General features: G+C 58.8%; 23 protein-coding genes and 1 pseudogene. 9 read left to right on the forward strand and 15 right to left on the reverse strand.

Features of this window, described 5'->3' with window-relative positions:
- Positions 1-23 precede the first annotated feature (23 nt).
- From ADM64_RS00415 to ADM64_RS00440, 5 genes are all read right to left on the reverse strand, one after another.
- Positions 24-1,916: a heavy metal translocating P-type ATPase gene (locus ADM64_RS00415; protein ID WP_049192852.1), complete on the reverse strand. Its 1,893-nt coding sequence runs from the start codon at positions 1,914-1,916 to the stop codon at positions 24-26.
- Positions 1,913-2,272, reverse strand: a complete 360-nt coding sequence (gene cmtR, locus ADM64_RS00420) for a Cd(II)/Pb(II)-sensing metalloregulatory transcriptional regulator CmtR (protein WP_049192853.1) — start codon at positions 2,270-2,272, stop codon at positions 1,913-1,915. The genes ADM64_RS00415 and cmtR overlap by 4 nt, the downstream gene beginning before the upstream one ends.
- A gap of 82 nt (positions 2,273-2,354) precedes the next feature.
- Positions 2,355-2,669 (reverse strand): DUF488 family protein, encoded by a 315-nt coding sequence (locus ADM64_RS11205; RefSeq protein WP_005510592.1) that lies wholly within the window; start codon positions 2,667-2,669, stop codon positions 2,355-2,357.
- Between the two features lie 189 nt (positions 2,670-2,858).
- On the reverse strand, positions 2,859-4,571 hold the full coding sequence (locus ADM64_RS00435; RefSeq protein WP_049192854.1) for a SulP family inorganic anion transporter: 1,713 nt from the start codon (positions 4,569-4,571) through the stop codon (positions 2,859-2,861).
- Between the two features lie 287 nt (positions 4,572-4,858).
- Positions 4,859-5,167 carry a hypothetical protein gene (locus tag ADM64_RS00440; RefSeq protein ID WP_005510705.1) on the reverse strand — a complete coding sequence of 103 codons (309 nt, stop codon included), beginning with the start codon at positions 5,165-5,167 and terminating at the stop codon, positions 4,859-4,861.
- A gap of 194 nt (positions 5,168-5,361) precedes the next feature.
- On the opposite strand from ADM64_RS00440, the pseudogene ADM64_RS11070 reads away from it, so the two are divergent.
- Positions 5,362-5,460, forward strand: a pseudogene (locus ADM64_RS11070) (YtoQ family protein); the annotation flags it as partial.
- A 16-nt stretch (positions 5,461-5,476) separates the two neighbouring features.
- On the opposite strand, the gene ADM64_RS11075 reads toward ADM64_RS11070, so the two are convergent.
- Entirely contained in the window at positions 5,477-5,800 is a 324-nt protein-coding gene (locus ADM64_RS11075) for an amphi-Trp domain-containing protein (RefSeq protein ID WP_049189370.1), read from the reverse strand.
- Positions 5,801-6,122: 322 nt separating this feature from the next.
- On the opposite strand from ADM64_RS11075, the gene ADM64_RS00450 reads away from it, so the two are divergent.
- Positions 6,123-6,617: a 2'-5' RNA ligase family protein gene (locus tag ADM64_RS00450; RefSeq protein WP_049189371.1), complete on the forward strand. Its 495-nt coding sequence runs from the start codon at positions 6,123-6,125 to the stop codon at positions 6,615-6,617.
- 99 nt (positions 6,618-6,716) lie between these two features.
- On the opposite strand, the gene ADM64_RS00455 is transcribed toward ADM64_RS00450, so the two are convergent.
- The 5 genes from ADM64_RS00455 to ADM64_RS00475 form a co-directional block, all read right to left on the reverse strand.
- Positions 6,717-7,601 (reverse strand): hypothetical protein, encoded by an 885-nt coding sequence (locus ADM64_RS00455; protein ID WP_049192855.1) that lies wholly within the window; start codon positions 7,599-7,601, stop codon positions 6,717-6,719.
- Positions 7,602-7,747: 146 nt separating this feature from the next.
- Positions 7,748-8,989 (reverse strand): MFS transporter, encoded by a 1,242-nt coding sequence (locus ADM64_RS00460; RefSeq protein WP_053092996.1) that lies wholly within the window; start codon positions 8,987-8,989, stop codon positions 7,748-7,750.
- Positions 8,990-9,040: 51 nt separating this feature from the next.
- Positions 9,041-9,565 carry a CBS domain-containing protein gene (locus ADM64_RS00465; RefSeq protein WP_049189374.1) on the reverse strand — a complete coding sequence of 175 codons (525 nt, stop codon included), beginning with the start codon at positions 9,563-9,565 and terminating at the stop codon, positions 9,041-9,043.
- 295 nt (positions 9,566-9,860) lie between these two features.
- Positions 9,861-10,733 (reverse strand): patatin-like phospholipase family protein, encoded by an 873-nt coding sequence (locus tag ADM64_RS00470; RefSeq protein WP_049192857.1) that lies wholly within the window; start codon positions 10,731-10,733, stop codon positions 9,861-9,863.
- A gap of 98 nt (positions 10,734-10,831) precedes the next feature.
- Positions 10,832-12,082: a glutaminase gene (locus ADM64_RS00475; RefSeq protein ID WP_005510684.1), complete on the reverse strand. Its 1,251-nt coding sequence runs from the start codon at positions 12,080-12,082 to the stop codon at positions 10,832-10,834.
- 152 nt (positions 12,083-12,234) lie between these two features.
- Here ADM64_RS00475 and ADM64_RS00480 point away from each other — a divergent pair, with 152 nt between their 5' ends.
- Positions 12,235-13,668: a GuaB1 family IMP dehydrogenase-related protein gene (locus ADM64_RS00480; RefSeq protein WP_005510682.1), complete on the forward strand. Its 1,434-nt coding sequence runs from the start codon at positions 12,235-12,237 to the stop codon at positions 13,666-13,668.
- 311 nt (positions 13,669-13,979) lie between these two features.
- Complete coding sequence (locus tag ADM64_RS00485) at positions 13,980-14,285, forward strand: YchJ family protein (RefSeq protein ID WP_342585523.1); 306 nt, start codon at positions 13,980-13,982, stop codon at positions 14,283-14,285.
- Here ADM64_RS00485 and ADM64_RS00490 read toward each other — a convergent pair.
- Positions 14,282-15,235: a DUF808 domain-containing protein gene (locus ADM64_RS00490; protein ID WP_049192858.1), complete on the reverse strand. Its 954-nt coding sequence runs from the start codon at positions 15,233-15,235 to the stop codon at positions 14,282-14,284. The genes ADM64_RS00485 and ADM64_RS00490 overlap by 4 nt on opposite strands.
- Before the next feature lie 171 nt (positions 15,236-15,406).
- Between ADM64_RS00490 and ADM64_RS00495 the strand changes: the two genes are divergently transcribed.
- Positions 15,407-16,114, forward strand: coding sequence for an isochorismatase family protein (locus tag ADM64_RS00495; RefSeq protein ID WP_049170681.1), 708 nt, complete (start codon positions 15,407-15,409; stop codon positions 16,112-16,114).
- A 62-nt stretch (positions 16,115-16,176) separates the two neighbouring features.
- On the opposite strand, the gene ADM64_RS00500 is transcribed toward ADM64_RS00495, so the two are convergent.
- Entirely contained in the window at positions 16,177-16,731 is a 555-nt protein-coding gene (locus ADM64_RS00500) for a gamma carbonic anhydrase family protein (RefSeq protein WP_005510604.1), read from the reverse strand.
- Between the two features lie 106 nt (positions 16,732-16,837).
- On the opposite strand from ADM64_RS00500, the gene ADM64_RS00505 reads away from it, so the two are divergent.
- From ADM64_RS00505 to ADM64_RS00525, 4 genes are all read left to right on the forward strand, one after another.
- Positions 16,838-17,161: a putative quinol monooxygenase gene (locus ADM64_RS00505; protein WP_038629105.1), complete on the forward strand. Its 324-nt coding sequence runs from the start codon at positions 16,838-16,840 to the stop codon at positions 17,159-17,161.
- The gene (locus ADM64_RS00510) at positions 17,161-17,778 is read left to right on the forward strand and encodes a hypothetical protein (RefSeq protein WP_048732750.1); all 618 of its coding nucleotides are present in this window, start codon (positions 17,161-17,163) and stop codon (positions 17,776-17,778) included. The genes ADM64_RS00505 and ADM64_RS00510 overlap by 1 nt, the downstream gene beginning before the upstream one ends.
- Before the next feature lie 187 nt (positions 17,779-17,965).
- Entirely contained in the window at positions 17,966-18,832 is an 867-nt protein-coding gene (locus ADM64_RS00515; RefSeq protein ID WP_016423138.1) for a 3-hydroxybutyryl-CoA dehydrogenase, read from the forward strand.
- Positions 18,833-19,112: 280 nt separating this feature from the next.
- Positions 19,113-20,471, forward strand: coding sequence for an acid phosphatase (locus tag ADM64_RS00525; RefSeq protein WP_048732746.1), 1,359 nt, complete (start codon positions 19,113-19,115; stop codon positions 20,469-20,471).
- Between the two features lie 8 nt (positions 20,472-20,479).
- Here ADM64_RS00525 and ADM64_RS00530 read toward each other — a convergent pair whose 3' ends face one another.
- Positions 20,480-21,631 carry a MalY/PatB family protein gene (locus tag ADM64_RS00530; protein ID WP_049192860.1) on the reverse strand — a complete coding sequence of 384 codons (1,152 nt, stop codon included), beginning with the start codon at positions 21,629-21,631 and terminating at the stop codon, positions 20,480-20,482.
- 97 nt (positions 21,632-21,728) lie between these two features.
- Positions 21,729-23,312 (reverse strand): glycerol-3-phosphate dehydrogenase/oxidase, encoded by a 1,584-nt coding sequence (locus tag ADM64_RS00535; protein WP_049192861.1) that lies wholly within the window; start codon positions 23,310-23,312, stop codon positions 21,729-21,731.
- Between the last annotated feature and the right edge of the window lie 325 nt (positions 23,313-23,637).

Consider the following 23,637-nt stretch of genomic DNA (forward strand, 5'->3'; position numbering starts at 1 on the left):
TATAAGACTTGCCGGTCACAGCCTCAGCGTTTCGCTCGTGCAGCCCGCAGGCCGTTCAAGATCACGATGACTTCGGCGACTTCGTGAACCAACACGACGGCGGCCAGGCCCAGCACACCGCTGATCGCCAGTGGCATCAACACGATGATGATGGCCAGGGACAGCACGATGTTTTGGTTGATGATCCTGCTGCCTCGGCGGGCGTGCTGCAGCGCCTGCGGGATCAGCCGGAGGTCGTGGCCGGTGAAGGCGACGTCAGCGGACTCGATTGCGGCGTCAGAGCCGGTTGCTCCCATCGCGATGCCCACCGTCGCGCCCGCCAATGCCGGCGCGTCGTTGATGCCGTCGCCGATCATCGCCGTCGGCGTCTTGGAGGAGAGCTCGGCGACGATGCTTGCCTTGTCCTCTGGACGCAGCTCGGCGCGCACGTCGTCGATTCCGGCGATTTCAGCCAGCGCCCGGGCGGTGCGAGTGTTGTCGCCGGTGAGCATGCTCACTTCCACGCCGTTGGCGCGCAGGGTCTGCACAGCTTCGGGCACCTCGGGCCGCAGTTCGTCGCGGACCCCGATCGCCCCGGAGAGGGCGTCATCGACGGTGACTAGGACGCAGGTTTGGCCCTCGGACTCCATGCGCTCAACGTCTGCCTTCAGTGGCCCGGCGTCGATCCACCGGGGACTGCCCACAAGTACCCGTCGACCTTCGACGGTGCCGCCGATGCCATGTCCGGCTTCCTCGCTGATGTCCAGGGCAGCGGGCGCTTCGGGCCCCGCTGCCGCGATCGCCGCGGCGAGGGGGTGCGTCGATTGCTGCTCAACTGCCGCCGCGAAAGCAAGCACCTGAGCCCGATCGAATCCGTCTGCCGGGACCACGCCGGTAACCTCGGGCTGGTTGCGGGTAAGGGTTCCGGTCTTGTCCACCGCCAGGTGACGGATGCCGCCGAGCCGCTCGAACGCCGCGCCGGACTTGATGACCACGCCGAACTGGCTGGCCGCGCCGATCGCGGCCACGACCGTCAGCGGCACGGAGATTGCCAGCGCGCACGGCGATGCTGCGACCAGAACCACCAACGCACGGGTGATCCACGTCTCGGGGTCGCCCAGCAGCGAGCCAATCATGCCGACCAGCACCGCCAGGATCATCACCCCGGGCACTAGGGGTTGGGCAATCCGGTCGGCGATCCGGGCGCGGTCGCCCTTTTCCGCCTGCGCCTGCTCGACCAGGTCCACGAGTGTGGTCAGCGAGTTGTCCGTTCCAGCTGCGGTCGTCTCGACCTCCAGCACGCCGGCGGAGTTGATCGCTCCCGCGGGCACCTCGTCGCCGGGCGCAACCTCCTCCGGAATGGATTCTCCGGTGATCGCTGAGGTGTCAAGGCTGGAGCGCCCAGACCGAATGATGCCATCCGTGGCAATCCGCTCTCCGGGGCGCACGAGCATCAGCTCGCCAGCCACGAGGTCCTTCGCTGCGACCTCAACCGACGTGCCGTCGCGCAGCACCGTCGCGGTCTGCGGTACCAACTTCAACAGCGCCCGCAGTCCGCCCTGTGCCCGATCCATCGCCTTGTCTTCCAGCGCCTCGGCGATCGAGTACAGGAATGCTAGCGCCGCGGCCTCCCCGACGTAACCGAGGATCACCGCGCCGACCGCGCTGATCGTCATCAGCAAACCAATGCCGAGCTTGCGCTTCGTGACAAGGTTTCGGATCGCGCCGGGCGCGAACGTATATGCCCCTAGCAGCAGGCCGACCCAGAACAGTACTGTCGCGGGTGTCGCTAGCCCGGACCAGCCCAGCGCCAGGCCTACGCAGAGGGCTACGCCGGAGAAGATCGGCAGTAGCAACTCGGGGTCCTTCCACCATGGCCGATCGAGTTCTTCGATCTCTTTGGCGGGTTCGTGTGCGCATCCACATGCCGAGCTCATGCGTCCGCTCCTTTTCCGTCGCAGCCGGGCACCGAGCACTCAGGGTCGATGCACGGGGCGTTTTCGTCGACAGCCAACGTCGCGTTCACTAACGCGTTGAGCGCTGCCGCGAGGTGCGGATCGGCGATTTCGTAGCGTGTCTTGCGGCCCTCCGGCTCGGCGACGACGATGCCGCAGTCACGCAAGCAGGTCAGGTGGTTCGAGACGTTCGAGCGGGTCAGGTCCAGGTCGCGCGAAAGCACGGCTGGGTAGCTCGGGCCGTCGAGTAGGGTCAGCAGGATTCTGGAGCGCGTCGGATCCGCCATGGCCCGGCCGAGCCGGTTCATGACGTCGAGGCGTGAAGCAATAGTCAGCATGTACTGAACTATACAGCAATTGCTGAACTATTCAACGCGCGCTGAACTGACATTGAAGCGAAGAGCTGGCGACCTGCAGGAATTAGTCGATGGGATAGCCGGTAACTGGGCCTTCGTGATTCGGCTGCCAACCCAACGCGGGGGCGACATGCGTGGCGAAGTTGTCCAAGATCTTCACGTTGACGTCCACGCCCATCCCGGTGAGGCCCTCGCTTCTGCTGTAAGTGATGCCACATGTAGGAAGGTGTTCGGCAAGGTGGTCGCCGTTGAACCACGGGTACTTCCTGGACCCGGGAAGCTTGCGCACATCCACGATGGATGCCACACCGGCAGCCTCGATCATTTCAGCGAAGTCCTCGAACTCGAGGTTGGAGTGGCCCACGGTGAAAATGCGCATGTCGCCAATGCTACGCGCCAAGCGGTTACACCCACATCGGCTTCACGAATGAGAAGGTGACTTTGCAACGACACGTCGAGGAGTTTAAGTGCAACGTGTAAAGGTTTTTCAAGCATCGCGCGATGGGGATGTGGACCCACGATCGCAGGGGCGACTGCGACGGAGTGACCATTGTCTGGCTCAGCCAAGCTATTGACTCTGCGGCGTCCCGGGTGCGCCATCAGACTCTTCATGCTGAATGCGTGCGGCATGCAGTCGGGCGTGGGCGATGGCGTCGAGAGTGTTGTCGAAGACGTGATTCTCGTGCGCAAGTTGGTCGAATACGCCGAGTTCGCGCAACACCGGAATATGTTCGGGCTTCGTGGCTGCGAGCAGGACCCTGGTACCGCGGCGTTCGAGGCGCCCAATCGTGTCGGCGAGCATCTGGGCGCCGGTGGCGTCGATCGTCGTAACGTAGCGCATGCGGAGCACGACAACCTTGACCGACGAGACATCAGCGAGCTCGAGGAGGAAATCGTGCGCTGCGCCAAAGAAGAGAGGGCCTTCCATACGGAAGGCGGCGATGTGCTCGTCGAGGAGCTCGCGTTCCTTGTCGCGGTGGTCCCTCTCGTCTAGTGGGGCGGCTTCCAACACCGCAGTGCGGGCGGTCTCGCGCAGTGCGAAGAAGCCCGCCATTACAAGGCCGATGAGTACGGCGACGACAAGGTCGAACACGACGGTGGCGGCAGCTGTGATGAGCAGGGTCGCCCCGTCGCCCTTGGTGGCGCGTATCACCGAGCGGAGGTTCCGCGGGTGGATCATCTGAATCGCAGTGGCGATGAGCACGCCGGCGAGCGCGGCGAGAGGAATCTCGCCCACCCACCGGGCCGCGACGAGCACGGCCACGAGCAGGAGCAGCGAATGGAACACCGCTGCCAGGCGTGTGCCTGCGCCTGCACGCACGTTGACGGCAGTTCGGGCAATCGCGGCGGTTGCGGGAATCCCGCCGAACAGGGGCGCGACGACGTTGGCCACGCCCTGCCCGAAGAGTTCGCGGTCGGGATCGTGCCGGTCGCCGACAGTCATTGCGTCGGCAACCGTCGCAGACAGCAACGATTCCAGCGCACCGAGAGCTGCGACGGCGACCGCTGCAAACAGCAATGAATCCAGGTGCTCCCACGGAATCTCTGGCCAGCGCGGAGCAGGCAATGTCGACGGGATGTAGCCGATTGTCTTCAGGCCGCTGTCTGCCAGCATGTTGATGGCTGTCGCTGCAGCTACCAACACTAGCGCCGCGGGGAAGCCACTACGGACGCGCGCAGCAAGCACGATTCCAGCCGCTACTGCAAGGGTCATCACGGGCGCCTGCCATGCCGGAGCATCTAACCAAGCATTGATTGAGCCCCACGCCAACCCGAGGACTTTCTCGCCCTCCACGTCAACACCAAGTGCTGCAGGCAGCTGTTGTAAGCCGATGATTAACGCAATACCGGCGGTGAAACCTTCGACGACAGGTAGTGGCATGTACTTCATCGCGCGGCCAGCGCCGGTGAACGCCAGTACGAGCAGCATGAGCCCTGCCAGCACGCCGACGACGAGAACCCCATCGGCACCATGGTTGGCCACGATGGGGATTAACACGACGGTCATTGCGCCGGTCGGGCCGCTTACTTGGACGTTACTACCGCCGAAGATCGCGGCCAGGATACCCGCAACGATGGCCGTCGTAATTCCGGCCGCCGCGCCGACACCGGACGCAACGCCGAAGCCGAGCGCGAGAGGGAGTGCGACGAGGGCCACCATGAGGCCTGCCGAGAGGTCGCGCCCAATCGTCGCGCGGGACCAGTCCGAGCGGCGCGGTGCGAAACGCAGGGCACGAGATTGGAAGCCCACCGTAGAGGCGGCGGAGGAGGGGCGGGTCATGCTACTTTCTTGCTCCTTCAGGGCTCAATGACACTCAAAGGATACACAAGGTATCATCCTCCGACGGCCGCATTCCCGGTTCTGGCCGAGGCCTCATGTCGACGGAATAAAACTTCCTGACCTGGCGGGAGTTCGCTGGAGCGTTGTCGCGGTGCTTGGAGTGACGCGTGTGAGCCGGTGTCCGAAGAGCAGACAGCCCGGGAGAATCGGTACCAGTGCCATACAGTGCGCGACACCACTGCTCATAGGACGGGCCCGACGGCGGGCTGGGGGGGGGCGAGGACCGGCTACCGGATTCGGGCTTTCGCGGCGACGAGCAGCAGGGCGGCATGGTCGACTTCGCCGTTTTTGATCTCGCGATTGAGCTTGTGTAGCACCACGGGGCAGCGCAGGCAGCGGATGCCGGATTTGCAGCACTTCTTCTTCGGCGTCATCGCAGCCAGTTTAAAGGGGTCCTTGCCGGCGAGCTTTTTCGCGGCTTTGGCCTCGGCCTTCGAGTATTCGGGCAGGCGTAGCGAGGTCGTTGCCGCAGCCTTCTTCTTGGCTTTGGCGGCGTCCTTCTTCTTGCCCTTGTCGCCTTTCTTGCCCTTGGCCATGCGCGTTCCCTTCGTCGCGAATTTTCCTGAATTAGGTTAGCGTCACCTCATGCGATGTGGGGAGGCGTGGGTGCCTGACGGGTGTAATTGGGTGTTGCTTGACGACGGCTTGCTTGTCGGCCAGTGCCGCAGCGGTAAATGACAGCCAAAGGACGCAAAACCGACCAAAACGACTCAGGTCTGTTTACTGTGACCTGCGGAAATGGCGAGCGGTAGTGAGTTGTTTCGGCGACCAGTACAAACAGTGGAACGCCGCCTTCGATGCAGGTTACTGTGCTGCGCGGAACAAACCGGACAGCAACAAGCCCGCTAGGAGATTGCGAAGCCAGATGCTGGTCCAGGTTTTTCAACGGGCTCGCCAGCCTCGTCGACCATCCAGTCAATTTCCAGCTCCAGCTCGCGCTCGATGCCAGCACGCTTTCGAGAATCGACGACTTCCATCGTGGTATTAAACGATGTCGGCATGGTCATCGTCACCGCGGACTCGCCAGTGCCGAGAGTCATTTCCCCGGCGCGGATGCGAGCTGCCAGCGTCTCCAGTAGATCCGCGAGCTCATCGCGGTTGAAGCTTGCCTTGCTCTTCACCAGCTTTTGATTCTTCGGGGGCGTAATCTTTTTAGGTTTCGGTGCCATGTCTTTACTTACCTTTCCAGCCGTGTCGGTATTTGTGCAGTGCGGAGAATTGGCCGTCACTCCACACTGTCTTTGAAGATGGTCTAGAAAGCTTTCAGGAAGCTTATCCATCTCCATTATCCCAATAAAAGTAGTTATTACCAGGAGAAATAATAAGAGGCTAGAAATGTCTATAGGTAGGTTATAAATTGTGGAAAATCCCTACGCTATGCTCTGGGGTGCAAGGTCCTAAGTGCCTTAGGTGAGGAGCTTTAGTAACGGCGCCCTTGGAAAGTGCTTCAAACGTGTCGACCGACAGCAATAGGGGAGGAGTAAACGTCACATGGTGTCACCCGACAACATCCTGATGTACCTTCTGCCTGAGCAAGAGGCGCAGATTAAAGAGATCTTTGTGCAACTGGCAGAGCGTGGATTCCCGCAGCAGAATCAAAAGCCCCACATCACCGTTACTTTCGCACCGACCATGAGCCCGGAGGTAATCCAACGAGCAGCCGAAATTCTCCCACCGCTGATGCCTGCGGAATTTCGCAGGGTAGGAACGGTGGTGTTCGGGACAAAGAGTAAACAGACTGTCGCATGGTTATTAGAAACAAGCGATGAGCTGGAAGAAGCTGCTCGCGAGATCAGTCGTCTTAACCCTGAAGGTCGCGGCTCCCGCTGGATTCCGCACCTGACTATGGGGCTGCGAATCCCGCGGGATATGGTTCCCGGTTACGTCCGGGCTCTTGATGAACTAACAAGCCCGCACTTCAAAACTCTTAGTGCACCACGCGCTGCGTTCTGGAGTCCCAAAGTGCAGGAATTAACGGAGTTCTAGGGAGACTCCAGTACTTGTGTGCTGCTGTGCCTCAGCGATTACGTCCCCGCTACTTCACAAAAACTGTGGTTTCAGAAAACAGTAGCCTAAGAAGAAAAACTAAGCGGCATCCATAATCTTCTTTGCCTGGGCATCGAAGACCTCCAAGGCGCGCTTCTTTGCCGCTTCCTTGGACTCTGGGGTCGCCTCTGGAATCTGCATGGGATCCGTCGTGTTTTCCATGTTGCCAGCTGATGCATCCGGAGTCGGGGCGGCGGACACCATTACCATTACGCCGTTGACGATGCCGACAATGTCGTAGCTGGTGGCCGTAGTATCCGTGCCACCGGCGTTGATGTTCGCACTGGTCTCGTGTGCAGTGAATTCAGCTGGCTTGACGGAAAGATTTGGCTCCCACTTTTCTCGGTGCAGTTTCATTGTGGTCGTCATGTCCATGTCATTAAACATGTCCTGCATCTCAGGAGAAATCTCCTGACCTTCCATGGAGTCTTTCAGAATGTCGGAAGCATCCATCGTAGCTGTCACGTCGGAGCACTTTTCGAGGCTGTCTTCGTACTTCTGGTACGCATCAGTGTTCTTCAATACTGAGACGCTGACAGCGACGTTCTCTTCCTTAATGTCCGTGTAAGCACCGGCAGCATTCTCCAATTCCTCAGTTGAGTTGGTGAAAGTGGCACATTCGGCCGGCTCTATATCTAAAGAATCCTCCGAAAACATCTCCATTGCGTCCTTGTACCCATTAATCCTGTTGTTGGAGAAGTCCACACCTTGAACTTCATTAGTGAGCAGGAGCTGATCTTCGGCTGCAGCTGGAGCTGACCCGTCTGCCTTTGTCATCTTGCTGGTCGACTCTTTGCCTGCCTCGCCACCGGCATTGTTGCTTTCTTCCCCCGAGCCGCATGCGGTGAGCAGGGCGGCGCTTGTACAACCTGCGACGACGGTTGTCGCAATTTTCTTCCACATTCCAGAGCTGCGCTGCTTCATGATTCCTCATTCCATCGAGCTGAATTTCAACAACCTATGCAACCTGCTCAGATGTCCTGAGCCGGAGCCAATATTTTGTGAAAGAAAGAATACAAGAGCTCGCCTCGGCACGCTTCCCAAAAACAAGAATTTCAGTCGCGTCTGCTTTACGACGCTCCGTCGGACCTCACCGCAGACTGTGCAACCTTTGCCACGGGATACGTGGATACCAACGCAACAATCGCACCGAAGATGAAAACGGGCACGAATCCGAATTTCGGTGCTGCGAAAGAAATAACAAAAGGGGCGAAGAAACCAACATAGGTCAGCGAATAGTAAATAGCGGTGGCAGCACCCAACTCGGCTGGCGGTGCGATAATTTGCACTTCGCGGAGGCCGGAGACCATCATCACGCCGTACGCGGCACCGAGAGCCAGGGCAGCGGGGAAAACGCTCCACACATTCTGGGTGAGTGCGACGATGAGGCTGAGCAGCATTCCGACCGTCGTTAAGCCAAGACCGAAAATAGCTGGCGGGATAAAGCTGCTGGAACTGATGCGAGTGACCAGTGGTTGCACCAGAACACCGGTGCCCATCGTAAGGCAGGCGATGAGTCCTGCGAAGGCGATGGGGTAGCGGGATTCGGCGATTGTTGGCAGGACGACGAAGGATGTGCACGCAGCGCCGAAGACCCACGGTGCCCAAGCGGCGACTGCCCACAGGAACCTCGGGCTAAGCGTGGCGGAGGAGAAGAACCGTTGCGGAGAGTCGCTGTGCGCTGCGTTTGGAAGTCCTCCGGAAGCGTTCCATGTTAGTGGTGCGATAAAAAGCAGCAGTGCGAGATGAACAAGATAGGGGATGACATCAGGGCGCGGGGTGAATTCTGCGACCAACCCGGAAGCCAGGGGGCCGAGGGAGAATCCGGCGGAGAGTGCAACGGTTGCGCGCCGGGCAGAAATTTGAGGTGCGACGGGCGCAATTTCTTTGATCCACGAGGCACCGGCGGCCATTACCATGCCCATCGAAATGCCGATGATAAGACGTCCTACCAGAAGTGATGGGAAGTGGAACCAGATGCCGGTGAGTAGGACGGCTGAGCCAACGGCAGAGGTTATGAGTGCAGGCCGGATGATGGCGCGACGGCCGAGCCGGTCGGAAAGTGGGCCGCAGATGAGTAGCGCGGGGATGAGTCCTGCGACGTAGATGGCGAAGAGAAAGGTGACCTGGGACTGGTTGAGAGCATCGGTTATTCGATACGCGGGCAGGAGTGGTGCGAAGAGGTTGGCTCCAAACGCAACCGCGAACATGCCCAGGGCTACCCGAATCCAGTCTCGTATCACGGTTGCCTCCTGAGGGCTCTCATCTGTGGGGATAGAACAGTGTGGTAACAACAATAGGCCAGCTAACAAACGCTAGCTGGCCTATTGAGTTACTCGGGTCGTCTACCCAAGTTAGTCGCCCTAGTTATTGGCGGCGCCGAAAAACGCGGTAATCGGCGAGAAGAATCCCTTGGACTTCTTTGACTTCTTAGCTGCCTTTGTCCTGCCAAGAATGCGCTCAGAGATGCGGTCGGTGAGGACACCTACCAGCTTGCCGCTGCGGACGACGGGCAGCTCGCTGAGGGGCCCGTCAATAAGCTGGCGAGCCCTGATTGCAGCTGGATCCTCGGGCTTGACAAAGACCTTCACCGGGGCGCCGACGGTGTTCATGTAGGCATCGCGGTCGGCGTACTCACGGAGTTCCTTCAGCGTAATATCGCTGGTCAGGTAGCCTTCATCGTCGACGAGGAAGACACAGGTATCGTCATCGAGACCAGCAAATTCGGCTGCGTAGGTGCTCAGTGCCTCACCGACAGTGATGTCCTCCGGCAGCGCAATGTAAGAATCCGTCATGTGCATGCTTACGGTGTCAGGCAGGAGGCTGTACGGGCTGATTGAAGATTTCGGCTTGAAGAAGTTGGCGATGGTGTTCTGTGTCTGTGTCATTGTGGATCCTTTTCCAGGTATCCCAGCTCCTTTGCTAGGAGGGAATTTCTGTTGATTGAAAAATTATGGCTCCCCGCCTAAGAGTGTTGGCAATGTAATGCCGTAACTAAAGGTGGCCACTTGAGATGGAACCTTGCTTCGAGAGGCTTTCGAAACTCTCGATGAAGTGCAGGGTAGCGGCCTATGTGGATATAGGAGCCTTACCTAACGAGGTTGTTCGCTACGCAAAGGTTAACACAAGGTTACGTACACAGTAAAGAGGAATGAACGAAAAGCTTCCTAAAGGTGGCGGAAGTTATAAGCCCATGAACTCTCGAATTGCTGGCCACTCGGCATCGGCTTGCGCCCGGCCGAGCTCGTAGTTGTGCAGCAGCTTCGACCGCCTCCGCTCCGCCTTTGTGATGCTCATGTTATTGGCGTAGAAAACATATGCTTGGCCTTTTCGTTCAAGCTCAGCAGCCCAATCGAGAGAAGCGTTGTAGCGCTCGTGTCTAGTGATAAGCAGCTCAGCCACCACCGGGTTACTGCGGAAAATCTGGCGCAGTAGCTGTGGGCGCTTAGGGGCGGTGCGGCGGAATCCCTTCGGGCGAGTCAGAACGATGAGGAACTTCTTGAAACCATCTGCTTCGGCGGCATTAATGGGAATGCCACCTGATGATCCCAGTGCACCGTCGACGAACGGAACGCCATCAATATAGGGCATACGCATGACACCCGGAATCGTCGAACTGGCGCGAGTGTACTTCATCAGCGTAGGTAGATCTGGGATATCGTCTGGCCCCCAGTTGATGGTCTCGCCCGTATCCGCTCGGACAGCAGAAATCCGGTAGGGAGTTGGATTGTTCTTAAAAGTCTCGTAATCCAGGGGCATGGCGCCGTCGGGAAGTCCCGCGTCTTCGTAGATGTACTCGGCATCGAAGTAGCCGCGTCCGCGCAACATTGGGCGCCAGCCACTGCTGTCCGGCTGCGCGATGAAGTCAGTGAAGCTATTTATAGAGCGCTGGATATCCCGGGAAAGGTAATTGACCACGTGAGAGGCGCCGGCGCTTACGCCACCGACCCAGCCGACATCGATGCCCTCGCGAAGTAACCGTTCGACGAAAGGTGCCGTGTAACTATTGCGAGTCCCTCCACCCTCGAAGACTAATGCTACATCGCTGACCTGCATTTACATCCCTCCGGTTGTTCTCGCGCTGCTGCTTTTCGGGCGTTACGATCGTTCAAGACTACCCGAACGTCACCATATTGGATTTCGGTTAGCGTAGTTTACGGCGCATCCTGGAGGATGACCGGCAGCAGCCCCTCGCCCATATCTGGGTTAGGCAGTACGCCCTCCGGGTCGTAGAACAAGATCTCCTTGCCCTCGTGGCTCAGACGTCGCATCGCTTCCAGAATCAACGTGCGTCCCACCGGGTTGACAACGCCAACGCGGCTGACGTCGAAGACAACTTCGCTTTCCGACGGTGTGGAAGTCGCCAACCTGTTGAGAATGATCTCGGCCGCAGTGAAGTTGACTGGGCCCTGAATCTCGATGATCGAGCGGCCATTGCTGACGCGTGTACCGCGCAGCGCACGCGAACCAATCGCATCGGCATCCATGAGATGAAGACCCAAATCTTCGGAGAGCTTCCGGAAGATGGCAATGCTGCGGACGCTGTTGCCGTGGTCGTTCAATCGCGGCGAAAAGGCTGCGAGACCCGCCTGTCCAGGCAGCGCTCCCAGCAAGCCGCCGGCGACACCGCTCTTGGCGGGAATCCCGACCTCGGTAAACCATTCACCGGCCTCGTCATACATGCCGGCAATAGCCATCACGGACAAGACTCTGCGAACAACCGAGCGGCCGAGCACAGTCTGATTGGTGACCGGGTTAACGCCACCGTTGGCCAACACTGCGGTCATCATGGCGACATCGCGAGTGTTGACCAGCACGGAGCACTGTGCGGTGTAGCCGCGGACAGCATCGTGGGGCGTGGTTTCGATGAAACCGTAAGCTGCCAGCATATGTGCGATGGACATGTTTCGATGGGCAGTGTCCATTTCGCATTCATAGGCATCGTAGTCAACGCGGAGCTTACGGCCAGCCAAAGTTGAGAGAAGCTCCACCATGTGCTTCGTGCGAGTCTTCCAGTTGGCACCTGGCTGGCATACGAACTGGTTGATGGTCAGTGCACCGACATTAATCATCGGATTCTTTGGTCGGTGCGTGCCCTGCTCCAGCGACAGCTCGTTGAAGGCCTCACCGGAAGGTTCGGTGCCCACAATGCTGTCGATTTTGTCTGTGCCGTGCTCGGTGATGGCTGCGGCATAAGCGAAGGGCTTGGACATCGACTGAATGGTGAATTCAGTATCGGTGTCGCCCGTGGCGTAGGTGCGACCTGACACGGTGGTCATAGCAAGTGCCAGGCGGTCGGGATTAGCTTGGGCAAGGGTGGGAATATAGTCCGCTACCTCGCCAGACTCATCGGGGCGGACGGATTCGACGATTTCGGACAAGTAATCTTTGATCGGCGTTTTCATCAGATTCTGCTAAGCATCTTTCCTGGGCTGAAAAATCCCGGTTGAGTCAATGGAGTCCCGTTCGAACCTACACCAGGCGAGGCCGGTCACTGATGCTCACCTCGGTGCACTCTCACCGTGCGCGCCGGAAAAATCGGCATATCCTGGGGTGTGTGAAATTTCTCAACAATCAGTCCGCGCCCTACGAGTTGACCTACAGCGATGTCTTCATGGTGCCGTCAAAGTCATCCGTCGGCTCTCGCATGGGTGTCGATTTGTCCACCAATGATGGCACCGGCACAACCATTCCGATTGTGGTCTCCAATATGACGGCTATTTCCGGGCGCCGGATGGCCGAAACCACCGCTCGCCGAGGCGGAATTGCCATCCTGCCGCAGGACGTCCCAGCTGACATTGCTGCTGAGACCATCCGCAAGGTCAAGTCCGCTGGGCTGGTTTTCGACACTCCAATCGTCGTCAAGCCTCACCACACCGCGGGGTATGCGCGCCATCTTCTGCCGAAGCGCGCGCACGGTGCGGCAGTGGTGGTGGAAGACAACAAACCGGTTGGTCTGATTACCGGCCGTGACCTGGCGGGCGTTGACAACTTTGCGCAGGTGGGGACGCTCATGTCCACTTCGCTATTTACGCTTCCGGCCGATATTGAGCCCCGTGACGCTTTTGACCAGCTCACTGCTTCCGGTCGCAAACTCGCTCCAGTGGTGGACGCCGATGGCGCGCTGGTGGGTATTCTCACGCGTAAGGGCGCGCTGCGTGCGACGCTTTACAAGCCCGCTGTCGACGCTGAGGGCAAGCTGCGCGTCGGTGCGGCGCTTGGCATCAACGGTGATGTTGAAGGGCGCGCGAAGACACTGCTCGACGCAGGTGCCGACGTGCTCGTTGTCGATACCGCCCACGGTCATCAGGAATCGATGCTCCGTGCTTTACGACGAGTCCGCGCGCTCAACCCACCTGTGCCAATTGCCGCTGGCAATGTCGTGACCGCCAATGGTGTTCGCGACCTAGCGGAGGCGGGAGCCGACATTATTAAGGTCGGCGTCGGTCCGGGTGCGATGTGCACAACCCGAATGCAGACCGGAGTTGGGCGTCCACAGTTTTCTGCCGTGCTCGAATGCGCTGCAGCTGCCCGTGAATGCGGCGTGCATGTCTGGGCTGATGGTGGAGTGAAGGATCCTCGCGATGTTGCGCTTGCGTTGGCTGCGGGTGCGTCCAACGTGATGATTGGCTCGTGGTTTGCCGGTACTTTCGAGTCCCCAGGGGATGTCCAAAAGGACGTCGACGGGCGCATGTTCAAGGAGTCCTTTGGCATGGCTTCACACCGTGCGGTGGAGAGCCGAAATGCACAGGTAGAGGCCTTTGAGAAGGCCCGGCGCGAGATGTTCGAAGAGGGCATCTCGACTGCGAAAATCTACCTGGAGCCAGGCCGCGAAGGCGTGGAGGACCAGATCGATCGCATTATCTCGGGCGTACGTTCTTCGTTCACATACGCGGGTTCGGCCACCATCGAGCAGTTCGCTGAGCGGGCAGTGGTGGGAATTCAATCCGCTGCGGGCTTTGCGGAAGGAATGCCGAGGGCGACGCGGTAGCCGTCGTCAAGCCTCTCGGGGCTAAGCCGACTAGCGGTGCTGCGGGCCAATTGGTAGGTATGTAAAGACGTTGTTAGGACGTGTTTAGTACCACGTGCGAGATTGGGGAGGGGCTGGCGATTATGGGTCGGCAGGTAAGAGAAAATAGTGCTGTAACGGAGTCTGGATTGGTAGCAGGAAACGGTGCTAGAGCAGGAAGCGGGAACGCATTTTTCGCTCGCGCCCGCGTTACTGATTCCGATTTGTGCCCGTGTGGTGGGGGACTCTACGGGCAGTGCTGTGGCCCGCTGCACCGCGGTGAGCGGGAGGCGGTGACCACAGCTGAGCTGATGGCAGCGAGGTACAGCGCTTACGCTGCCCACGAGGCGGATTACATCTGGCGGACGTGGCATCCGCGCTACCGCCCGGAAGTTATCAATGTCGATGACGGTGTGGAATGGGAAGGACTCACCATCATCAACGCTGTCGATGGTGGTGAGGATGACCGCGAAGGCATCGTGGAATTTGAAGCGGCTTTTCATGACCATGACGGTGTCGGTACGATGCACGAGCGTTCCCGTTTTGTTCGTCGTGCGCGACGGTGGGTGTACGTCGACGGTGAGGTCACGTACTCCTAAGCGTCAGACTTGTTGTGCTTGCCGTGGCCGAATGGCAGCACGGCGACAATCGCCACAATGATTGCTCCCCAGATGGCGCCGAAAATCAGTGAGCCGGTGGTGTTGGCCAACCAGCCGAGGAAGCCGCCGGTAAACAGCTGCTCAAGGTTGTGGACCAGCTGGTAGGGGAGATGCCAGCCCAGCTCGTCGAGGCCGACCACCATGATGTGTCCACCGACCCACAACATGGCAAACGTTCCGATAATGCCGATCGTGTTCAGAACGATTGGCATGGCTTTGACCAGTGCCGTACCAAACTTACTGATACCGGCTGACCTCTTGGACTGCAGGTGCAGGCCAATGTCATCAATCTTGACCAAGAAGCCCACCACACCGTAGACCGCAAGCGTGATGATGAGTGCCACCACAATAAGAATCAGCGCGCGATTGAGCAGTGGCTGATCAGCGACCTCATTGAGAGAAATCACCATGATTTCCGCAGAGAGAATCAAGTCTGTGAAAATTGCAGACTTCACCAGGGAATCTTCATTCTGTGGTGTGCGGTTGGTCGCCGCCTCCATTCGCTCCTGCTCAGTCTGATCGGGAGAGATCCGGTGCTTAATCTTCTCCCAGACCTTTTCCATGCCCTCAAAGCACAGGTATGAGCCACCGAGCATCAAAATCGGCGTCAGCGCCCAGGGCAGAAACTGGCTGAGCAGCAGCGCAATCGGCAGAATAATGACAATCTTATTGATCAAAGAGCCCTTGGTGATACGCCAAATAATCGGCAGCTCGCGTTTCGGCGAGACACCCTCGACGAATTTAGGCGTCACCGCAGCGTCGTCGACCACAACACCGGCGGCTTTAGCGCTAGCTTTGCCGGCCGCAGCCGCAATATCGTCTGTTGTTGCCGCTGCAGCGCGTGCAATCGTGGCAACGTCGTCAAGCAGCGCGACAAGTCCGCCTGCCATAAAAACCTCCTGTATTGGAGGACGCGACCAGGAGCCGTCGTCGTATCAAAGAATTACCGGAGCAATTTTAACCGCTTTCCCGGATTGACTCTGTGTTGTCGGTAGGGCGTCGATGTCCGGTCGATAGTTCACGTGCTCCTCTGAACGTGGGCACGTGGCAAGATATAGGCCATGAACGCTTCCTTCTCCGAAATCTACCGACAGGTCAATGCGGACAACTCGGACAACGCTGGCACCGGGGCAGACACCAGCAACGAAACCCGCTCCGAGGAACAGCAGCGCCCGGCGCGTCCCCGCATGGCACTGGTAGTCGTCGACGCTCAGAATGATTTTTCCGCGGGTGGCGCACTTGCCGTCGACGGTGCTGAGGCAGCGTACACCGCTACATATCTGCATGTTGCGGGCACGGCTAACAAGTACTCGGTTCTTGCGACCACCCGTGACAATCACATCGACCCGGGCACGCATTTCTCTGAAACCCCGGATTTCGTCGATACCTGGCCGAAACACTGTGTTGCAGGTACCCCGGGCGCAGAGATTCACCCCGGCATGCAGCGCGCCATCGCGTTTTTTGAGCAGCTCAACCCCGCTGCTGTGCGTATCGATGTCACAAAAGGGGAGTACGCCGCCGCCTACTCCGGTTTCGAGGGAACAACGGAGGCTGGCGTTTCGCTTGCCGACGCTCTCCGCGCCTCTGACATCGAAGAAATCGATGTGGTGGGAGTTGCGACTGACCACTGCGTCCGCGCCACAGTGCTCGATGGCCTCAAGGAGGGCTTTTCCGTTCGTGTTCTGAGCAATCAGGTCGCGGCGGTGGACCCGGAGCGCGGCAAGGCTGCACTAGCGGAATTGGCCGCGGCGGGCGCGACAGTGGTGTAGTGCTGCGACGCTGACCGTCAAACAATCCGCCTAGCCGCTTAGCTAGGCGCCTCGGCAGCCGCCTAGTTAAAAGTCACCATATCCAGGTCGACCTCGCGGAGGTGGCGGTGGTTGGACGCTGTTTCCACATAACGCCCTGCATGGGCGATGAAGCCCTCTGCTTCCTCGGCGGAGAGTTCACGACGCACCTTGGCGGGAACGCCTGCAGCCAGCGACCTGGGGTCGATAATCTGATCTTCCAACACCACGGCACCTGCAGCAATGAGGCTGCCAGCGCCGATACGGGAACGCGAAAGCAGGGTGGACTTCATGCCGATGAGGCAACCATTTTCAACCGTGGTGCCGTGGACCAAGGCCATGTGTCCGACGGTGACATCATCGCCGAGAATTGTGGGCACACCTCGGTCGACATGGACTGTGGAGTTGTCCTGAATATTGGTGCGCTGGCCGATGCGGATCGGTGCGACGTCTCCTCGGAGAACAGAACCGTAGAACACGGAGCTATCCGCACCGATTTCGACATCACCGATAATGACCGCGCCGGGCGCAATCCAGGCGCTGGAATGAATGCGTGGGGTCTTATCTTGGTAGGTGAGAATGAGCGGAGTGTTCATCATACAAACCAATATAACTGTCACCTGAGGTCAGCGTAAGAAAAATTCTCAGCGAAACTCTATTCGTCGAAGGGTGCAATTCTGCTTGGACGCGCCTACAGTGGGCGACATGATTTTTATCGTTGTGAATTACCAAGTTAAGCCGGAATTTGCCGACGAATGGATGGACCACGTCGCTGAGTTCACCGCTGCCACCCGCGCAGAGGCTGGCAACAAGTGGTTTGAATGGTCCCGCAGCGTAGAAGACCCCAACCAGTACATCCTCGTCGAGGCATTCGATGATGACGCTGGTGAAGCCCACGTCAATTCCGAGCACTTCGCCAAGGGCCTGGAGGCGATGAAGCCGCTGCTCGCTGAGACCCCGAAGATTGTCTCGCAGGTACTGCCAGATAAGCAGGACTGGGATCGCATGGGCGAGCTGCAGGTCGACTAATGTCCTCAGACACCATTCGCGATAGCGCAGCCGCTTCCAGCAGTGACACCTATTCTCTGATTGGGCGTGGCCTGCGTATTGGCTCCGCTGTGCTGGCCTCTGCTCTCGTCGTTGGTCTCAGTGCTTGTGGGGATAGCGATGAGGCAGCCCTGGAGGGTAGCCAAAATCAGTCAAGCCAGGAGCAGAGTGCTGTTGCCTCCACTGCCGCCATTCGGGATAACTTGGCTCAGCTGGCGGCAGATACTGCGGCGCTGAAGAAAGCATCGCAGACACTAATTGCAAAGGAATCGGTCTCGGAAGAGACTCGAAAGATTGCGCAGCAGGCGGAGCCAATCTTTGCTGAAGAGGAAGCGCAGCTAGTCAAGACTCTCGGCGTCGATGTTGATCCGTCGGAGACCAAGCTCGACACCGCCACCATGACTCGCCTCGAGAACGAGGAGGGGCCACACGCAGATATGGCTTATCTGACGTTGATGGAAGGCAGCCTGGATAAGATGCTCGGACAGTGGGAAGAGCTGGAAAAGCATGGCGGAAACGACCTGCAAGAGTTGGCACGCTCTTCTCAGCAGCAGCTGGAAGATATTCAGCAGGCGCTGGAAAAACGTATGCAGTACTAGCCGCTGCCCAAAGCTCGTGGGGGGGGAAATTCAAGTAAAAAGTCCTGCAAAGCGTGCCCGGGGAACCGGGGAAGTGAGTAGCGTGTAAATAAAGCCAGTGCGCTGTGATCGTCGTCAAGCGAATGCGCACTCGGATGAAGCACAATGCTGGCTAATAACCCAGAGTAGAAGGTAGGAAAACACGCCAATGGCAAATAGTATCTCGCGAGTAGGTATCGTCGGCGCCGGTCAGATGGGCTCCGGAATTATTGAGGTCTGTGCGAAGGCCGGTAGCGATGTCAAGGTCTGGGAGGCCAAGGAGGAGTTCCTTGAGTCCGGTCGCGCCCGTATTGAAAAGTCGCTGGATAAGGCCGTTTCCCGTGGCAAGCTAGAGCAGTCTGCACGTGATGAGATTCTGGGGCGTATTAGCTTCACCACCAAGCTGGAAGACTTCGCTGACCGTGAGCTGGTCATCGAGGCCATCGTGGAGAACCCAGAAGTAAAGGCCAGCGTATTCTCGCAGCTCGATGAAATTGTTGAGTCGGAAGATGCCATCCTGGCTTCCAACACCTCCTCGCTGCCGATTCAGTCCATTGCTGCAGCTACCAAGCGCCCGGAGCGCGTCATGGGTCTGCACTTCTTCAACCCGGTTCCGGTTCTGCCTCTGGTAGAGCATGTCGTTACTCTGACGACCGGTGATGTTCAGTCGGAGCGTGCGTACGAGTACGCTTCCGAGGCGCTGGGCAAGACCGTCATTCGCGCTAAGGATCGCTCGGGCTTCATTGTTAACGCCCTGCTGGTTCCGTACATCCTCGGCGCTATTCGCATGCTGCAGGACGGCATTGCTACTGCAGAAGACATCGATGCCGGAATGGTCAATGGCTGTGCGCACCCGATGGGTCCGCTGACTCTGGCCGACATGGTTGGTCTGGACACCATCAAGTTCATTGCCGATGCCATGTTCGATGAGTACAAGGAGCCGACTTACGCGGCACCTCCACTGCTCAAGCGCATGGTTGAGGCGGGTCACTTCGGCCGCAAGTCCGGCCGTGGCTTCTACGACTACTCCAAGTAGTCCACGCTTTTAGCCCCGTTTGGGGCGAGTATTGAGTTCTTACCGGTTGACGGGCGTTTCTCCCGCCAACCGGTTTCTTTTATGCATTTATCAGTGAAAACCCGGAGTCTGATGGGGACAGCTCCCACGATCGGCGCTAGCATTTTGAAAACTTGTTTCTTTTCAACGCGCCGAAACCTCACAGTGCGCTTAACATAAGTGAAGATTTTGTCAGACCTTGGCTTATAGAGCACTTCACAACTGGTGCCTCCCACGCAGCAATCTGGAAAGGAATGCTTCAGTGTCTTCTTTGAAGCCGCACAAGCGCACTGCAACACGTACTCGCGTCGGCGCTGCTACCGCAGCAATGGCAGTTGTAATGGGGCTTACACCGGCAACGGCCGTGGCAGCTCCGGTCAACCCGTTGGCCGAGCACGGCAACCGCCTGGACTCTGTTTCTGATCTTCCAGCTAATGTGGCAGCTCCAGAGGGAATCAAGCTCCCCGGCGGTGGCTTCGAGGTCCCGGATTCCATCTCGCTGCCGTCATCTTCCGGTGAAAACACCGACCCGAATGCGCCGAAGCCAACCTCGTATCGCCCGGACCAGATTGCACGCGCGTACCCGTCGGATGCCGCCACCGATAACTGGTTCTACTTCTACGTTGTGCATCCTTTCGTGGAGCTGGAGAAGAACCACCCAGAGGTTATGGACCAGAACCTCGAAACGGTCGTCCGCATTAACAACGCTGCCAAGAATGACCCGCAGGCACAGGAACTCGCTCTTGATGACGACTACCTGGACCCACTGGCCAATATTTCCACTGCTTTCGGTGCAAACCTGGGCCAGCACTTCCGTGATGCCTATGACGAGGATCGCCTGCCGAAGGTAAAGGCCCTGCTGTCCGGCAACCTTGCTCGCGGCGGCGGTCTGGTCAGCTCGACCTTCTTCGAGAAGTACGTCTACGGCTACGATCGCCCGTTTGTGGTGGCGCCGGAGCGCATCGAGCGCTACTACCGCGAAGGTCAGGACGACCCGTACTCGACCACCCCGTCCTACCCGTCGGGCCACACCAACAAGGCTGCATGGACTTCAACCATGCTGGCCATGATGCTGCCGGAGGTTGCACCGCAGATTCAGGCGCGTGCGTCCGAGGCTGGTCATTCTCGCCTTGTCATGGGCGTCCACTACCCGCTGGACGTTATGGGCGGCCGCATGATGGGCAACCAGGCCGCAGCTGATCGTTGGGCAGACCCAGAGTTCCGCCCACTCATCGAAGAAGCCATGGATGAGCTGCGTACGGAGCTCGAGTACCGCTGTGGCGACACCATCGCCAACTGCGTTGCCAAGGACACTCCGTACATGAGCACCGCAGCTGCCGTTCAGCAGTACACCGAACGCATGACCTACGACTTCAAGCAGGTTGGCCCGGCTAACGAGCCAGTTGTTGTTCCGAAGCGGTACGCAGGTTTGCTGGAGACCCGCTTCCCGCAGCTGACTGAGGAACAGCGCAGCTCCGTCCTCGCTCAGACCGCAATCCCATCCGGCTACCCGCTCGATCGCACTGACGGTGAGGGCCAGCACGTTCGCATGAACCTGGCTCGCGCTCTGGCCGCCAACGTTGTTGTCAACGCCGACGGCAGCGTCACTGTCACCAACTAAAACGTCAACTACAAGCGCAGGGCCGCGTCAAGACGGTCCAGGGCCTCACCGAGGATTTCCGGGGAGGTCGCAAAGTTAAGCCGCACATGCCCAGCCCCGCCTTCGCCGAATGCGAAGCCGGGGTTGAGTGCTATTTTGGCGTTTTCAACCAGCCACGCAGCTGGGTCCTCACTGGCAACACCAGGCACGTCACCCAAGTCCAACCACGCCAAAAATGATGCTTGCGGTGGGGTAAAGCGAGCCTGCGGCGCAATAGTGGACAAACGTGTTCGCAGAGTCTCACGGTTGGTGCGCAGGACATCGACAAAATTGTCCAGCCAGGGCACGCCATCGCTGTAGGCGGCGGTGGCCGCGGCGACACCAAGAATAGAAGCGCCTTCGCGAACAATGAAGGGCAGCTCCAGCCAGGTTTTGGCATCTTCGTCGTTAAAGATGATCTGCGCACACTTGAGGCCGGCGGTATTCCAGCCCTTCGAGGTAGCAGTCACCGTGATAGTCACGGCCGCCGCGGTATCCGACACCGACGCGGTTGGAGTGTGAGTGCCATCTAGAACAACTGGGCCGTGAATCTCGTCTGAGATAACGCGCGCACCAAAGCGAGCGGCTAAATCAGTAATCTCACGAAGTTTTTCGGGGGAGTAGGTAAAGCCGAGAGGATTATTCGGGTTACACAAGATCAGGCAACCGGCACCGTCGGCGAAGGCGCGTTCGAGGGCGCCGAGATCCGGGCCGTCGGCAAGCGTGGGAATGCACACTGTCTCGCGTCCCAGCGCGGGACCTACCTGGAAAAACGGCATGTAGGCGGGAGTGGGGACGACAATTGCGGAATCGGGGCGGGTGAAGCGTTCAACCGCGAGTGTGACACCGCGGACGACGTCAGCGACGGCAAAGATATTGTCGGGGTTCGGGCGCCATCCGTAGCGTTGTGCAGAAAAGTCCGCGGTTGCGGTCGTAAGCGCGGTGATGTCCTGCGAGAGGTATCCGAATTGTTCGCGCTGACACGCCTCGTCGATTGCGGCACTGACGGCAGGACAGGTTGTGGCATCGGATTCGGCGACCCACAGTGGCAGCACGTCCGGTGAATATGCGGTCCATTTGACTGTCCTGCGGGAGCGGAGTTCATCGAGGGAGGGGAAGGTGACAGCGTTATTTACACTCATAGTTTCCGTGTATACAGAAAAAGCGGGAAGTCCGAAGACTCCCCGCTTTATCCAGTAGCTACGGCCACATCAGAAGCAGCCGCGGCAATGGCCAGCGCTAGGCTAGCCTCAGTGCCTCCTCAGCAGCTGGCAGGGCAGCTTCGCGATCAGCTTTGACCAGCCCCAACCGTGTGCGGCGATCGAGAATATCGTCGACGCTGAGAGCTCCCTCGTGCGTCACATGCCAGGCGAACTCGGCGCGGGTGACATCGAGACCCTCCGCTACCGGGTCAAGCGCTCGGTCGAGCGGGCAGGATTCGATGACCTCGAAGGATTCGGCACCGTAGCGATTAAACAGCGGCATCGGGATACGGCCAGCAGCGGCGGCGGTGCGAGCGCGGTCGAGCTCCTCTGGCTCGGAGCCCAGCACAGGGATGGTGCGGGTGGAGCACGGAGCAAGCGAAACACCAAGCTTTTCCGCAACCTTGTCCACGGTTTGCTCAGCCATAAGACGGTACTCGGTGAGCTTGCCACCAGTAATGGAAATCAGGCCGTTCGGGGCCTCCAACAAGGCGTGCTCGCGGGAGAGGTCAGCGGTGTGTGCCTCGCCGGCGTCGATGAGCGGACGCAGGCCGGCGAAAGCACCGATGACATCGTCACGAGTGAGCGGAACCTCGAGTGCCTGGTTGATGACATCGAGCAGAAAAACGATGTCATCCTCCGGCACTTCCGGCTCGTCCGGAATCGGGCCCGGTGCATCCTCATCGGTCAGGCCAATGTAGACGCGGTTGTGCTCTGCGGGAAGGACAAAACAGAAACGGTTGGTGTGACCAGGAACCGGTACCGTGAGAGAGCCGGTAGGGTTGCCTAGCTTCGCGGCGTCAAGAACCAGGTGCGTGCCGCGAGATGGGCGAATCTTGATGTTCGTCGCTAGGTCTGCGGCCCACACACCAGTGGCATTGACCACAGCGTGAGCCGGCAGCTCGAAGGAATCGCCAGTGAGCTCGTCGATTAGTGTGGCGCTCGTTCCAGAGGCGTTCTCGCAGCGCACCCGGGTCAGAATAGTTGCACCGTAGCTAGCGGCGGTTCGAGCGATAGTGGTGACCAAGCGTGCGTCGTCACGCAGCTGACCGTCGTAGTTGACGTAGCCGAATTTCACGTCGCGCTTACGGACGGTCGGCGAAAGCTGGCTGACTCGGCGGGAACTGACAGTGCGGGACAACGGCAGGGTAGTGGCGGAGGTACCAGCGATAATGCGTAGAAAGTCACCGGCCAAGAAGCCTAAACGCGGCAAAACCCGGGTCAACGGTGCGAATTTGTCCATCACCGGTACAACCTGTGGCAGGTTATGCACCAGGTGCGGAGCGGTGACGTCGAGCAGCGCACCACGTTCAATAGCTGAGCGGCGAGCGATACCGACATTGCCACTGGCAAGGTAGCGCAAGCCCCCGTGGGCGAGCTTCGATGACCAACGAGAGGTGCCGAAAGCGAGGTCCTTCGATTCGACGAGAACGGTTTTCAAACCCCTCGACGCCGCATCTAAAGCGATGCCGACACCAGTGATACCGGCGCCGATGACCAGCAGATCTGGGATGTCGCCCTTAGCGGTTTCTTCGCGTAGACGATTCAAGTCCGCTTGCCGACGAGCCTTGTTCAAAACCGCAGCTGAGCGATCGCGCTGAGGAGCGTGCGTGGCAGTCATAGTCTTTCTTCCTCGACTTTCCCGAAGACGGTGATAGTGATGAAACTATCTGGCGTAAGTGATGAAGTTGTGGAGTGCGTAGTGAGTGTGAACTATTTCGGGCGTACCCCATTGCAAGGCGCTTAGAAATAGACTAAGTTGTTCATTATCAACGACCGGCACGGATATTGATTCAAGAGATCTTTCTTAGTTGCGAATCATTTCCCGGGATTACAAGGAAGGAGACACCTCGATGGCTATGCACCCAGCGTCCAACCGCTCTGAGTCCATGAACCGAGCTTTCGCTGCTATTGCACCATCGCTGCAAATGTGTTGCTGCTGTCTC

Origin of the sequence: Corynebacterium sp. 401_CJEI (genome assembly GCF_001076435.1) — a bacterium.
GTDB classification, from domain to species: domain Bacteria; phylum Actinomycetota; class Actinomycetes; order Mycobacteriales; family Mycobacteriaceae; genus Corynebacterium; species Corynebacterium jeikeium_D.

What these genes read in the sequence shown, in the direction of transcription:
- ADM64_RS00415 (WP_049192852.1), bottom strand. Translation starts at nt 1,916, where the DNA reads ATGAGCTCGGCATGTGGATGCGCACACGAACCCGCCAAAGAGATCGAA.
- cmtR (WP_049192853.1), bottom strand. Translation starts at nt 2,272, where the DNA reads ATGCTGACTATTGCTTCACGCCTCGACGTCATGAACCGGCTCGGCCGG.
- ADM64_RS11205 (WP_005510592.1), bottom strand. Translation starts at nt 2,669, where the DNA reads ATGCGCATTTTCACCGTGGGCCACTCCAACCTCGAGTTCGAGGACTTC.
- ADM64_RS00435 (WP_049192854.1), bottom strand. Translation starts at nt 4,571, where the DNA reads ATGACCCGCCCCTCCTCCGCCGCCTCTACGGTGGGCTTCCAATCTCGT.
- ADM64_RS00440 (WP_005510705.1), bottom strand. Translation starts at nt 5,167, where the DNA reads ATGGCCAAGGGCAAGAAAGGCGACAAGGGCAAGAAGAAGGACGCCGCC.
- ADM64_RS11075 (WP_049189370.1), bottom strand. Translation starts at nt 5,800, where the DNA reads ATGGCACCGAAACCTAAAAAGATTACGCCCCCGAAGAATCAAAAGCTG.
- ADM64_RS00450 (WP_049189371.1), top strand. Translation starts at nt 6,123, where the DNA reads ATGGTGTCACCCGACAACATCCTGATGTACCTTCTGCCTGAGCAAGAG.
- ADM64_RS00455 (WP_049192855.1), bottom strand. Translation starts at nt 7,601, where the DNA reads ATGAAGCAGCGCAGCTCTGGAATGTGGAAGAAAATTGCGACAACCGTC.
- ADM64_RS00465 (WP_049189374.1), bottom strand. Translation starts at nt 9,565, where the DNA reads ATGACACAGACACAGAACACCATCGCCAACTTCTTCAAGCCGAAATCT.
- ADM64_RS00470 (WP_049192857.1), bottom strand. Translation starts at nt 10,733, where the DNA reads ATGCAGGTCAGCGATGTAGCATTAGTCTTCGAGGGTGGAGGGACTCGC.
- ADM64_RS00475 (WP_005510684.1), bottom strand. Translation starts at nt 12,082, where the DNA reads ATGAAAACGCCGATCAAAGATTACTTGTCCGAAATCGTCGAATCCGTC.
- ADM64_RS00490 (WP_049192858.1), bottom strand. Translation starts at nt 15,235, where the DNA reads ATGGCAGGCGGACTTGTCGCGCTGCTTGACGACGTTGCCACGATTGCA.
- ADM64_RS00495 (WP_049170681.1), top strand. Translation starts at nt 15,407, where the DNA reads ATGAACGCTTCCTTCTCCGAAATCTACCGACAGGTCAATGCGGACAAC.
- ADM64_RS00500 (WP_005510604.1), bottom strand. Translation starts at nt 16,731, where the DNA reads ATGATGAACACTCCGCTCATTCTCACCTACCAAGATAAGACCCCACGC.
- ADM64_RS00505 (WP_038629105.1), top strand. Translation starts at nt 16,838, where the DNA reads ATGATTTTTATCGTTGTGAATTACCAAGTTAAGCCGGAATTTGCCGAC.
- ADM64_RS00510 (WP_048732750.1), top strand. Translation starts at nt 17,161, where the DNA reads ATGTCCTCAGACACCATTCGCGATAGCGCAGCCGCTTCCAGCAGTGAC.
- ADM64_RS00515 (WP_016423138.1), top strand. Translation starts at nt 17,966, where the DNA reads ATGGCAAATAGTATCTCGCGAGTAGGTATCGTCGGCGCCGGTCAGATG.
- ADM64_RS00530 (WP_049192860.1), bottom strand. Translation starts at nt 21,631, where the DNA reads ATGAGTGTAAATAACGCTGTCACCTTCCCCTCCCTCGATGAACTCCGC.
- ADM64_RS00535 (WP_049192861.1), bottom strand. Translation starts at nt 23,312, where the DNA reads ATGACTGCCACGCACGCTCCTCAGCGCGATCGCTCAGCTGCGGTTTTG.